The following is a 12,479-nucleotide window of genomic DNA, read 5'->3' as shown; positions in this document are numbered from 1 at the left end:
TCGGATGAGAGCATTGTGACAACGTCCGAGCCGAGCGGACCGTCGCGACGAGGAGCATCCCGGATGGAGTTCAGCGAGATCCTCGCCCAGCTCCGCCGGCGATGGTGGCTGGTCCTGCTGGGGCTCCTCGCGACCGGGGCCATGGCCTACGGCACCACGCTCGCCGTCGCGGTGCAGTACACCGCCCAGTCGTCGCTGGTGCTCATCCCGCCGCAGACCACGACGGACGCCCCCGCCAACCCCTTCCTCGGCATCGGCGGTCTGAACCCGGCGGCCGACGTCCTGGTCCGTGCACTCAACAGCGGCACGTTCCACGACCAGCACGCCCCCGCCGGCGGGTCCTCGAAGTACACCGTCGCGCGCGACACCGACGCCAGCGGCCCGCTGCTCGTCGTCGACGCGTCGGCGGCGACCCCGCAGGCAGCGATGGACCTGCTCGATGCCGTGGTGCGGGAGGCTCCCGTCCGGCTGGCTCAGCTCCAGAAGGACGTCGGTGTGCAGGACTCGCTCGCGATCCGGATCACCGAGGTCGCCCGGGTCGCCGCCCCGACGCGCGACACCAAGAGCCAGACCCGCGCGATGGTCGCCGTCGCCGTCGTCGGGCTGGCCGGGACGGTGCTCGTCGTGCGGGTCGTCGACACGCTGATCGGGCGTCGCGCACGGCGGCCGCGCCGTCGCCCGGGCACCCCGCCCGCACCGCGACCGGCTGTCCCCGACCAGGCCCAGCCGACCCACGAGACCGTGCCCCACGAGACCGTGCCGACCGACTCGCATGAACCGCACGGCGCGCGGCGCTGACCTCTCGACGCCGTTCGAGCCCACGCCGGACGTGGTCGACCTCGGCGCCCGCCGCCCGGACGCCGCGAGCCTCCTGCGGCTGTGGGCGGTGCTGCTGCTCGTGCTGCCCGCCAAGCTGGTGCTCGCACCGCTGGGCTCCGCCGGCAGCCCGGCGCAGGTGCTCGGGATGGCCGGTGCCTTCTGGTGGGCGGCGAGCCACTTCCTCGCCCGCCTGCCGCAGGTCCGCACCCGGCGGCCCGTCCAGCTCGCGATGGGCGTGTTCTGGTTCGCGACCCTGGTGTCGTACATCGTCGCCGTGACCCGACCGATCGAGGGGGTCGAGCTCAGCGCCGCGGACCGCGGCATGCTCGTCGTCCTGTCGTGGGCGGGGATCCTGCTGGTCGCCGGCGACGGCATCACCAGCAGGGAGCGGCTCGACGACGTGCTCCGGGTGGTCGTCGCCGGTACGGCGGTCGGTGCACTGGTGGGGCTGCTCCAGTTCACCACCGGCACGGCCTTCGTCGACCGGATCGTCATCCCCGGCCTCACGCAGAACAGCGCCGTGACGGGGGTGTTCGCGCGGAACGGCTTCTCCCGTGCGGCGGGCACCTCGACGCACCCGATCGAGTTCGGCGTCCTCCTGACGATGGTGCTGCCGCTCGCCCTGCACCTGGCCCTGAACGACCGGCGGCGCGGACCGGTCCGTCGCTGGTTCCCCGTCGTGGCCATCGGTGCGGCGATCCCCGTCACCCTCTCGCGCTCCGCCATCCTCGGGCTGGCCCTCGTCCTGGTCGTGGTGCTGCCGACGTGGCCCAAGGAGCGGCGCCGCTGGGCCTACGTGGCGCTGGTCGGCGGCTTCGGTGCCGTGTACGTCGCGGTGCCGGGCCTGCTCGGCACGATGACGCGGCTGTTCACCGGCATCTCCTCGGACAACAGCGCCCTGTCGCGGGTGGACTCCTACGGGATCGCGCTGCAGTACGTGGGCCTCGACCCGCTGTTCGGACGGGGCTTCGGCACCTTCCTGCCGCGGTACCACATCCTCGACAACCAGTACCTCGGCACGGTCGTCGAGACCGGACTGGTGGGCCTGGCCACGTTCCTCGCCCTGCTGGTCACCGCGGCCGTGGTCGCGGTGCGGATGGGCCGGCGCCTCCCGTCGGTGGCCGATCGCAGCCTGGCCGTCAGCCTCGTGGCAGGCCTGGCCTCCGCCGCCGCGGCCGCCGCGACGTTCGACGCGCTGGGCTTCCCACAGGTCGCCGGCTGCCTCTTCCTGTTCCTCGGTCTGGTGGCGGCCCTGTCGCGACTGACCACGCAGGCCGGCGCACGTCCGGACCCGACGGCGGTCGCTGCTGCACCGGCGCCGGGCGCGGGTGATCTTCCCGGACCCCTCCCGGCCGGCCGGACCTGAGTGGTTACTGTGGCCGCGTGCCCCGCCGAGCCCGCGCAGCCCGCGCACGTCCGGCGAGCCACCGGGACCTCGTCACCGGTGCGCCGTGAGCGGTCTGCGTGACCGCCTCGCCGATTCGGCGCGGCTCGCGACCTCGGGCGTCCGGCACCTGCGGCCACGCCAGCTGCCCCAGCTCCGGGTGGGCCGGCCCGTGGGACCGCCGACCGCGTACTACCTGACCCCGCACCTCGACAGCCCCAGCGGCGGCGTCCGGGTGCTCTACCGGCACGTCGACACCCTCAACGCCATGGGCATCCCCGCCGCTGTGCTGCACGCACGCGAGGGGTTCCGGTGCACCTGGTTCGACAACGACACGCGGATCGTCTACCCCCGTGACCTGGTGCTCTCACCGCAGGACGTCCTGGTCGTGCCCGAGTACTACGGGATCGGGCTGCACGCGCTCCCGGCGGACGTGCGCGTGGTGGTGTTCAACCAGAACGCCTACCGGACGTACGACGAGCTGCCGGCGACCGCGGGTCCCGGTGCGCCGTACGCCGGTCTGCCGTCGCTGGTCGGGCTGATGACGGTGTCGGAGGACAACCGGCGGTTCCTGGAGCTGGCGTTCCCGCAGCTGCCGGTGCACCTGTGCCGGCCCGTGGTCGACGGTGCCGTGTTCCACCCCGGACCGGACGGTGCTCGGGAGCCGGTGCTCGGCTACGTGCGTGCCCACCGGCGGCGTGAGGCGCAGCTGCTCGAGCACGTGATGGCCAGCCGCCGGCCGGGCTGGACCACGGTGGCCGCCTCCGGGCTGAGCGAACGGGCGATCGCGGACCTGATGCGCCGCTGTTCGGTGTTCGTCAGCTTCTCCGAGCTGGAGGGGTTCGGGCTGCCCCCGGCGGAAGCGATGGCCAGCGGCTGCTATGTGGTGGGCTACACCGGCGGTGGCGGCGACGAGTTCTTCGACCCGCAGCTGTGCCGCCCGGTGACCGGCACGCTGGAGCTGGTCGAGGCGACGCTCGCCGCGACGGAGCTGCCGGAGGCGGAGCGACGCCGGCTCGGCCGGCAGGCGTCGCAGGCCATCCTCGGCCGGTACTCCGACGAGGGGCTGCGCGAGGACCTGGGCACGGCGTTCCGGACGATCCTGGGCTGACGTCGGCGCCACGACACCGGCCGCCGCGTGGCGCGCACCGGGCGGACGGATCGGTCAGCGCGTGCCGCCGTACACGCCGTGCCGCTGCCAGCGCCAGACGGCGCGCTCGGCCTCCATGCGCGACGCCGCGGAGGCGAGCACGGCAGCGGGACGCCGGGGCGACCAGCCACCCGGCGCCTGCAGCCGGCGCTGGAGCCGCACCCAGGCAGGCTGCCCGACGACCTCGGGCCATGCGCGGAGCGCGACCGCGGCCAGTCCCTGGGTCACCGACTCCGACGCGCGGCCCCGGTCCAGGCGGTGCGAGGCGATCTCGAGAGCCCGCAGGGCGACGGCGCGCAGCGCGGTGCTGCGGAGCACGGCGGCGCCCGGAACCTCCCCGACGACGCCGGCGAACAGCACCTCGAACGCCTCGAGACGCTGCTCGAGGTCCTTGACGTCGTCCACCTTCCGCGCGGAGAGGCTGTCCGCGTGCTCGCGGTGCAGCGCCTGGTCGCAGCCCCGCACGTACGCGACGTCGGCGAACGCCGCGATCCGGAACCACATCTCCATGTCGTGCGTGTGCGCGAGCGGCTGCTGGCCACCGACGCGCTCGACCACCGACATGCGCATCACCACCTCGGGCGAGGTGATCACGTTGGTGCCGTCGGCGCAGCGGTCCGCGAGCCACTGGGTGCCCGGCCACACCGTCCACCCGCTGGCCCGGTCCCGACCTCGGCGCGGCGCCGGTGGGTCGCCGTGGAAGTGCACCGGGTGCCCGTACACCAGGCCGACGTCGGGCAACGCCTCTCCGACGGCCACCGCGCGTGCCAGCGAACCGGGCGTGAGCAGGTCGTCGGCGTCGAGGCGGACCAGGTAGTCGCCGCGCGCGGCCGCCAGACCGTCGTTGAACGTCTCGACCGGGCCGCGGTTGGACTCGTGCGCGATCACCTGCACCCGCGGGTCGGCCGCGGCCAGCGAGCGCGCCACCTCGAGGCTGTCGTCCGTCGACGCGTCGTCGACCACCACCACGCTGACGTCCACCCCCGGCTGGGCCAGCACGCTGCCGACCGCCGCGGGCAGGAACCGGCCGTAGTTGAAGCACGGGACCACGACGGCGACGTGCGGACGTCTGCGCAGCGCCACCGGCACGATGTGCAGGACCCTCCCCGAGCGGGTGCGCGCGAGGGTGCTGCGATCGGCGGTCACGGCGCCACCCCGGTCGCACCGAGTGCCGCGCCGGCCACGGTGCGGCCCGGCGTGACGGGGTCCGCCTCGACGGGTGCCGCCACCTCGGACGCCGGGTCCGGCTCGACGTCCGAGGTTCCGCCGCGCAGGCCCGCGACGGCGCCGCGGAACCACCGGAGGGTGAGCGCCGCGTACACCGCGCCGCCCACGACGCAGCCGACCACCAGGGACACCGCGGGGGGCGACACCACGTGGGCGAGACCACCGGCCGCCGCACCGGCGAGCGCCGACGTCGACGCGGGACGGACGAGCGCGCGGCCGAGCGGCCGCCACGGCACACCGGCGCCACGCAGCGCCCACACGTAGGCGGGCAGCACCACGACCAGGGCGACCACCAGGTGCGCCCAACCGGCCCCGGCGATGCCCCAGCCGCGTGCGCCGACCACCACGCCGACGACCAGGGCGACGAACCACACCACCTGCACCAGCAGCACCGCGCGGGACCGACCCCTCGCGAGCAGGTACGACGCGAACAGGTCGAACAGCACGCGCATCGCGCCGAAGAGCCCCAGCGCGGCGAGCACCGGCACCGAGGGTCGCCACACGTCGCCGTAGACCACGCGGACGACGGGGGTCGCCAGGGCGGCGAGCAGCACCCCGGCCGGGAGCGCCGCCGCGGCGGCCAGCCCGGCGGCCGGCGAGAGGTCGTCCCCCCCCGGCCGACCGTGGTCGGTGCGCGCGCGGCCCTGGACCGCGAACGCCGGCAGGGCGACCGACCGCACCACCTGCCCGATCGCGGACATCGGCCAGTTCGAGATGTTGAAGGCGAGCACGTAGAACCCGAGCGCGGTGGAGCCGAGCAGCCGGGCGACCACGACGTTGTCCACGTTGAGCAGCGCCCAGGACAGCAGGTTGGCCCCCGCGACGGGCAGGCCGAACAGCAGCGTCGGCCGGAGCACCGCACGGTCGAGCCCGAACCGCGGCCGCGTCCGGGTCAGCGCGAACTGCAGCACCAGCGTCACCAGCTGCGCCGCCACGCGACCGATGGCCAGAGCCATCGCGCCCCAGCCGGCGGCGAGCAGCCCGAGCGTGACGGCGGTGCCGACGACGAAGTCGACGACGGCGATGGAGAAGATCTTCTTCTGCTCGAAGGCCCGCTGCAGCGCGGCGTACGGCACCACCCCGGCGCCTGCCAGCAGGAGCGTCGTGGACAGCACCGCGACGACGGGCGCCGACTGGGGGCTGCCCATCGCGGTCGCCACGAGCGGGGCCGTCGCCACCATGCCGGCGGTCAGCACGCCGCCCGCGACCAGCGAGAGCAGGCCGACCGTCGGCGCGAGCCGCTCCGGCTCGTGGGACCGGATCAGGTCCGCGCTCAGCCCCAGGTCGGCGAGGGTCACCAGCACCGCCTGGACGGTCAGCGCGACGGCGTACACGCCGAACTCCGACGGTCCGAGCACCCGGGCCAGCACGATGCCGACCAGGAACCCGCCGACCCGCAGCGTGACGGTGCTCAGCGCGCTCCACGCCAGCCCGCGGCGCACGTGCGCTCCGAGGGCTCCAGCCGCTGCGGTGCCCGTCATGCGACCACCTGCGCAGCCGTGCTCCCGGCGTCCTCGGCGGCAGGCCGCTGGCCCAGACCGTCGCGGGCGAGCGCGAGCTTCAGCCGCGCGACCCGTCCGGCGGTGGCGACGACGTCCGCGATGCGCCGCGTTGTCGTCGGCTGCTCGTCGACCGCGCGCTCGTAGAGGTCCACCAGCCAGCGACTCGCGCGCTCGAGGCTGAAGCGCTCCTGGACCAAGGCCCGACCCTCCGCCCCGAGCCGTGCGCGCAGCCCGTCGTCGTCGAGCAGCGGCTGGAGGGCGTCCAGCAGGTCGGACCGGCCTCGGCCGCCGACGCCCCACCAGCCCTGGGCGAGGAACTCGTCGACCGTCGTCGGGTCCAGCCGCCGCCAGAAGCCCTCGGCACCCTGGACCACCAGGGGCTTGCCGAAGGCCATGCCCTTCAGCGCCGAGCTGCCCATGCCGAGGACCACGTCCGCGGCGGCGTACGCGTCACGAGGGTCCAGCAGCGGGCCGGTGACCACGACCACGCGGCGGCCCCGGCGGTCGTTGACCTCCTCGGCCGCCTGACGGACCGCCGCGAGCCCCGGACCGCCGCCGGCGACGACCAGGCGCACCCCTCGGTCGGCCAGCTGGTCCACCACGGCGATCGCGTCGAGCACCCCCGGCAGCTTGCCCAGGTCGTCCACCAGCCTGCCGACCACCGCCAGCACCACGTCGTCGGGCTGCAGGCCCAGGGCGGCGCGCGCCTGCGCCTCCGCCCCCGGCGCGTTGCGGCGCGTGTCGATCGGCGGCTCCATCAGGAGCGTGGGGCCGCGACGTCCCGCGGAGCCGGCGACGAGGTCGGCGGTCCCGACGACCAGCGGCACCTCGCGAGGCACGACGTCGGGGACCGACATCGACAGCACCGTCACGACCAGCGGCACGCCAGCCACCAGGTGCGGGCCCAGCGCCGCGTCGACCGCAGGGCCCCACTCGTACGCGTGGACGACGTCGATCGCGCGGTCCCGGACGAGCCTGCGCAGCGCGGCGGTGCCGGCGCGGGTGGGCCACGCGTTCTCACGCGGCGCGACGACGTGCTCGAGGCCGGACGCCAGCACGCGCTCGACGAGCACGCCGGGCGGTCCGTACACGACCACCTCGTGACCGAGATCGCGGACCGCGGCCGCCAGCTCGATCGCGTTGAGCTGGCTGCCGCCGATCTCCATCATCGCGGGGCACACGAGGACCCTCATCGCGGCCTCCGTGCGTCGGCAGCCTCGTGCCGCCGGGTTCGGCTGCGCACCCCCGGCCGCTCGGGCTGCGGCGTCGTCACGGAGCCGTCCGGGCCACGGACCTGGCGAGCTGCTCCACCACCTGCTCCTGCTGCCCGGAGGTGAGGTGGGGGAACATCGGCAGGGACAGGATGCGGTCCGCCGCCGCCTCGGCCACCGGGAAGGCACCGCGGCCGTGGCCCAGGTCTGCGTAGGCGGCCGTCAGGTGCACCGGCGTCGGGTAGTGGATGCCGACCCCGATGCCCGCCGCCGACAGCTCGGCCAGGACCCGGTCGCGCTCCTCCACCTGCACCACGTACAGGTGCCAGATGTCCTCGTTCCCCTCGGCCGTCGTCGGCAGCTGCACCGCGTCGAGACCGTCGAGCAGCGCGGCGTAGCGGGCCGCGGCGGCCCGGCGGGCGGCGTTCCACGCCTCGAGGCGACGGAGCTTCGCAGCGAGCACGACGGCCTGCACCGTGTCGAGACGGGAGTTGAAGCCGATCACCTCGTGGTCGTACTTGTGCGCCGAACCGTGCGCCGCGATGACGCGGACCGACCGGGCGACCTGGGCGTCGGACGTCGTGACCGCCCCACCGTCACCGGCGGCACCGAGGTTCTTGCCCGGGTAGAAGCTGGTGCCGGCCGCGAGCCCGAACGTGCCGGCCGAGCGGCCGTTGCGGCGGGCACCCTGCGCCTGGGCGGCGTCCTCGATCAGCGGGACACCCGCGTCGGCGGCGATCTTGCCGAGCTCCTCGACGGGCGCCACCTGGCCGAACAGGTGCACCGGGACGATCGCCTCCGTGCGCGGACCCACGGCGGCCCGGACCGCCGCCGGGTCCATCAGCAGGTGCACGGGGTCGACGTCCACCGGCACCGGCACGGCACCGATGCGCGAGGCGGCCTCCGCCGTCGCGATGAACGTGTTGGCCGGGACGATCACCTCGCCACCAGGGCGTACGCCCACGGCCCGCAGCGCCAGCTCGAGCGCGTCGGTGCCGTTGGCGACGCCGATGCAGTGCGCCGCGCCGACGTAGGCGGCGTAGTCCGCCTCGAAGGCGCTGACCGCAGGGCCGCCCACGAACGCCGTGGCGGCGAACACCTCGTCGAGGCCGGCTCGGACCTCGTCGGCCACCTCGGCGTGCTGGGCCAACAGGTCGACGAAGGGGATGCTCATGCTGCGCCTGCTCTCTGCTCGTCCGGGACCGTCGCCGGCCCCGCGTCGTCCGTCGTCTCGACCCGTGCGCTCACGCCGTGCCGGGGTGCCCGCACGGCGGCGGCGAGGTGACGGGCCGGCACACCCGCCCACGTCTGCCCCGCCGGCAGGTCGTCGACCAGCGCCGCACCCATGCCGAGGGTCGCGCCCGCACCGACCTGCACGTCCTCGCGGACCGTGGAACCGGTGCCGAGATACGCCGCGCGGCCGACGCGGACGCGGCCGGCCAGGTGCACGCCGGCGCACACCGTGGCGTAGTCCTCCACCACGTCGTCGTGGGTCAGCGTCACGTGCGGCATCACCGCGACGTGCCGACCCACGGTCACCGCGGCGGTGAGCACCGTGCCCGCCAGCAGGATGCTGCCGGCGCCGACGCTGCAGCCGGGTGGCACCTCCACCCCGGGGTGGACCACGGTGGCGTACCGCTGCTCGTCGACGCCGAGCTGCTCGAGCCGGCCCACCAGGGCCTCGCGGACCGACCCGCGGCCGGCGCACACCAGCACCTGGACGTCGGGCCGGTCCCGGAGCGCCTCCACCGGCCCGAGGACGGGGACGCAGTCGACCGTGGTGCCCTGCCGGACCGGGTCGTCGTCCACGAAGCCGACCACCTGGTACATCGGGTGCATCCGGAGCAGCGCGAGGACCTCCCGCGCCAGGCCGGAGGTGGTGACCAGGACCAGGGGCGTGCCGCTCATGCGGACTGCCCGGCGCTGCGGAGCGCGTCGACCACGCGGTGCTGCTCCGACTCCGACATCTGGTGGAACACCGGCAGGATCAGCGTGGTGTCGGTCAGGTGCTCGGTCACCGGCAGGGGCACGTGGTCCGTCGCGGCGTACGCGGGTTGACGGTGCGACGCCATGATCCCGCGCCGTGCGGAGATCTCCTGGTCGGCCAGGTGCGCGAGCAGCCCCTCACGGTCGAGCGGGTACTCCGATCCCACCTCGACCCAGAACGACTGGAAGTTGCACGTCCCCCAGGCGGGGTCGGCCACCGCGCGGAGCCCGGGGATCTCGGCGATGTGCTTGGCGTACGTCGCGGCGATCTCCCGGCGGCGCGCCACCACCTGCGGCAGCTTGCCCAGCTGGACGATCCCGACCGCGGCCTGCAGGTCCGTCATCCGGTAGTTGTAGCCGACCTCGAGGTACTCCTCGGGCGGGGCGAGCACGCTGGCGTGCCGGGCCGCCGCGGAGACGCTCATGGCGTGCTCCCGCAGGCGGCGTGCCCGCGCGGCCCACTCCTGGTGCGGGGTTGTCAGCATGCCGCCCTCGCCCGTGGTGACGATCTTGCGCGGGTGGAAGGACCACGCCGCCACGTCCGCGCCGGCACCGACGGGGCGCCCGCGGTACGTCGAGCCGGCACCGCACGCCGCGTCCTCCACGACGACGATCCCGCGCGGGTCGGTGACGGCCCGGATCGCGTCCAGGTCCACCGGGACGCCACCCTGGTCCACCACCACGACGGCGCGGGTGCGGTCGGTCAGCACGGCGGCCACCGTCTCGGCGGTCAGGTTGCCGGTGACCGGGTCCACGTCGGCGAACACCGGCCGGGCCCCGACGTACGTCGGGGCGTTCGTGGTGGCGATGAAGGAGAACGACGGCACCACCACCTCGTCGCCCGCCTGCACGCCGGCGACGACCAGCGCCAGGTGCAGCGCGGTGGTGCAGGACGAGGTCGCGACGGCGTGCGGCACGTCCATCGCCTGCGCGAACGCCTGCTCGAAGGCGGCGACCCGCGGGCCCTGCGCCACCCAGCCGGAGGAGATCACCTCGGTGACCGCGGCGATCTCCTCGGGGCCCAGCCAGGGCTGCATCACGTTGATCCGCGACATCAGGCACCCGCCCCGCTCAGCGCGCGGCCCGCCGCGATCTGCTCGCGCTGCGGGCGCCACCACTCCACCAGCTCCCGCAGCCCGTCCTCCAGCCCGACGGTCGCCTCGAACCCGAGGTCGACGCGCGCGGCGGTGGTGTCCGCGAGCCGCCGGGTCACCCCGTTGACCGCCCGCTCCGGGCCGTGCTCCACCTCGAGGTCGGAGTCCATGGCGCGCAGCAGCGCCTGCGCCAGCTCGAGGAGGCTCGTCTCCGTGCCGCTCGCGATGTTGTACGTCCCGTCCCGCACGTCGCTGGCGGCCGCCAGCAGGTTCGCGCGGGCGATGTCGCGGGTGAAGACGAAGTCCATCGTCTGCTTCCCGTCACCGAAGATCAGCGGCGGCTTGCCGTCGGCGATCCGCTCCATCCACCGCACCAGCACCTCGGTGTACAGCCCGTGCACGTCCATCCGCGGCCCGTACACGTTGAAGTAGCGCAGCACCACGTAGTCCAGGCCGTACATCGCCCGGAAGCTGCGCAGCATCCCCTCGTTGAACGACTTCGCCGCACCGTAGAACGTGTCGTTGTTGTGGTGGTGGTGCCGCTCGGTGGTCGGGAACTCCTCCGCCAGCCCGTACACGGACGCGCTCGAGGCGGCGACGACCTTGTCGACCTTGGCTGCCACGGCGGCCTCGAGCACGGTGAAGGTGCCGTCGACCAGCACCTCGAGCGCCAGCCGCGGGTCCTCGGCGCACTGCGTGATGCGGATGGCGGCCTGGTGGAACACCAGGTCCTGGCCCGCCGTCACGTCGTGCACCAGGTCGCGGTCCCGCAGGTCCCCGACGACCAGCTCCACCTTGCCGCCGGCCATCGCGTCGGCCAGGTTCTCCCGGCGGCCACGCACCAGGTTGTCCAGCACGACGACGTGCGCGGCGCCCGCGTCGAGCACCTGGTCGACGATCGTCGAGCCGATGGTCCCCGCGCCGCCCGTCACCAGGACGCGCGCTCCGGAGAGGGCGGTCATGCGCGCACCCCCGCCATCGGCAGCGCGACGGTGTCACGGAGCTGGGTCAGCCGACCGCCGTCGGTGAGCGAGAGCGAGGCCGCCTCGAGCACGTCCAGGACCCGGATCCCGGCGCTCGCGTCGGTACGTGGTGGGCGCCCATCACGGATGGCCGCCGCGAGCTCGCCGACCATCACGCCGAGCGCCTCCCGCTCGGGCAGCGCGGGGGCCCAGGCGTCGCCGAGCCGGTAGGAGATGTTCACGGCCTGCTTCTGCGCCGCGTCGGCGCCCGCGACCAGGTCGATCCCGCGGTCGTACACCGTCACCCGCTGCTGGGGCTGCAGGTCGTCCCACACGATCGTGCGCTTGCTGCCGCCGATCACCACCTGCCGGATCTTGGTGGGGCTGAGCCAGTTGACGTGCACGTGCGCGATGGCGCCGTCCGGCAGCGGCAGCGTCAGGTAGCCGACGCAGGCCTGGCCGACACCGAGCGGGTCGGCGCCCTGCGCCGCCACGCCGGTCGGCACCAGGCCACCGGGGAGGATGAAGTCGAGGATCGACAGGTCGTGCGGCGCGAGGTCCCAGAACACGTCCACGTCGGGCTGCACCAGACCGAGGTTGATGCGCACCGAGTCGACGTAGTGGATGTCGCCGAGCGCGCCGTCGGCGATCAGCTCGCGGATCTTCAGCACCGGCGCCGTGTAGCAGAACGTGTGGTCGACCATCAGGACGCGGTCCACCTCGGCCGCCAGGGCCCGCATCTGCCGTGCGGCCGCGCCGCCGTCGGCGATCGGCTTCTCCACGACGACGTGCTTGCCGGCGCGCAGGGCCGCGGTGACCAGTGCTGCGTGCGTGCGAGCGGGTGTCGCCACCGCCACGGCGTCGATGTCGTCGCGGGCGAGCAGGTCCTCCACGGACGTCATCACCTCGACCGTCGAACGGGCCCCGACGACGCGGCGGGCACGGCTCTCGTCCAGGTCGCACACGGCCACCAGGTCCCAGTCGGGGCTGGTGCGGAAGTTGCGGGCCAGGTTGGGGCCCCAGTAGCCGGCGCCGATCACGGCGGCGCGCAACTGGTCGGTCATGACGTCCCTCGATTCGCTCGGTCCGTCCAGTCTCACGGGCGACGCGCCCGCTGTGACCCGGTATGTCGGGTTTTCACCCC

At 74.5% G+C, this 12,479-nt stretch carries 11 protein-coding genes; 3 read left to right on the top strand and 8 right to left on the bottom strand.

Annotated features, from left to right (window positions below; genetic code table 11):
* Window positions 1-63: 63 nt before the first annotated feature.
* The 3 genes from ACFQTY_RS11155 to ACFQTY_RS11145 all read left to right on the top strand — a co-directional run bounded on the left by ACFQTY_RS11155 (window position 64) and on the right by ACFQTY_RS11145 (window position 3,314).
* Window positions 64-798: a hypothetical protein gene (locus ACFQTY_RS11155; RefSeq protein WP_291763397.1), complete on the top strand. Its 735-nt coding sequence runs from the start codon at window positions 64-66 to the stop codon at window positions 796-798.
* On the top strand, window positions 773-2,185 hold the full coding sequence (locus ACFQTY_RS11150; protein WP_378100356.1) for an O-antigen ligase family protein: 1,413 nt from the start codon (window positions 773-775) through the stop codon (window positions 2,183-2,185). The genes ACFQTY_RS11155 and ACFQTY_RS11150 overlap by 26 nt, the downstream gene beginning before the upstream one ends.
* Before the next feature lie 85 nt (window positions 2,186-2,270).
* Window positions 2,271-3,314: a glycosyltransferase gene (locus tag ACFQTY_RS11145; RefSeq protein ID WP_378100354.1), complete on the top strand. Its 1,044-nt coding sequence runs from the start codon at window positions 2,271-2,273 to the stop codon at window positions 3,312-3,314.
* Between the two features lie 54 nt (window positions 3,315-3,368).
* On the opposite strand, the gene ACFQTY_RS11140 is transcribed toward ACFQTY_RS11145, so the two are convergent.
* The 8 genes from ACFQTY_RS11140 to ACFQTY_RS11105 form a co-directional block, all read right to left on the bottom strand.
* Complete coding sequence (locus ACFQTY_RS11140; protein ID WP_378100353.1) at window positions 3,369-4,499, bottom strand: glycosyltransferase family 2 protein; 1,131 nt, start codon at window positions 4,497-4,499, stop codon at window positions 3,369-3,371.
* Entirely contained in the window at window positions 4,496-6,061 is a 1,566-nt protein-coding gene (locus ACFQTY_RS11135) for a lipopolysaccharide biosynthesis protein (RefSeq protein WP_378100351.1), read from the bottom strand. The genes ACFQTY_RS11140 and ACFQTY_RS11135 overlap by 4 nt, the downstream gene beginning before the upstream one ends.
* Entirely contained in the window at window positions 6,058-7,275 is a 1,218-nt protein-coding gene (locus ACFQTY_RS11130; RefSeq protein ID WP_378100349.1) for a glycosyltransferase family 4 protein, read from the bottom strand. The genes ACFQTY_RS11135 and ACFQTY_RS11130 overlap by 4 nt, the downstream gene beginning before the upstream one ends.
* A gap of 76 nt (window positions 7,276-7,351) precedes the next feature.
* Complete coding sequence (locus ACFQTY_RS11125) at window positions 7,352-8,467, bottom strand: DegT/DnrJ/EryC1/StrS family aminotransferase (protein ID WP_378100347.1); 1,116 nt, start codon at window positions 8,465-8,467, stop codon at window positions 7,352-7,354.
* Window positions 8,464-9,201 (bottom strand): NeuD/PglB/VioB family sugar acetyltransferase, encoded by a 738-nt coding sequence (locus ACFQTY_RS11120; protein WP_378100345.1) that lies wholly within the window; start codon window positions 9,199-9,201, stop codon window positions 8,464-8,466. Before ACFQTY_RS11120 ends, ACFQTY_RS11125 begins: the two co-directional genes overlap by 4 nt.
* Window positions 9,198-10,334, bottom strand: a complete 1,137-nt coding sequence (locus tag ACFQTY_RS11115; protein WP_378100343.1) for a DegT/DnrJ/EryC1/StrS family aminotransferase — start codon at window positions 10,332-10,334, stop codon at window positions 9,198-9,200. Before ACFQTY_RS11115 ends, ACFQTY_RS11120 begins: the two co-directional genes overlap by 4 nt.
* Entirely contained in the window at window positions 10,334-11,335 is a 1,002-nt protein-coding gene (locus ACFQTY_RS11110) for an NAD-dependent epimerase/dehydratase family protein (RefSeq protein ID WP_378100341.1), read from the bottom strand. Before ACFQTY_RS11110 ends, ACFQTY_RS11115 begins: the two co-directional genes overlap by 1 nt.
* Window positions 11,332-12,399 carry a Gfo/Idh/MocA family protein gene (locus ACFQTY_RS11105; RefSeq protein WP_378100339.1) on the bottom strand — a complete coding sequence of 356 codons (1,068 nt, stop codon included), beginning with the start codon at window positions 12,397-12,399 and terminating at the stop codon, window positions 11,332-11,334. The genes ACFQTY_RS11110 and ACFQTY_RS11105 overlap by 4 nt, the downstream gene beginning before the upstream one ends.
* Window positions 12,400-12,479 lie beyond the last annotated feature (80 nt).

The sequence above is a fragment of the Cellulomonas sp. T2.31MG-18 genome (genome assembly GCF_964266755.1).
Classification (GTDB): Bacteria; Actinomycetota; Actinomycetes; order Actinomycetales; family Cellulomonadaceae; genus Cellulomonas.
Note: the sequence above shows the minus strand (reverse complement) of the source record. Positions and strands in the feature narration are given on the sequence as shown.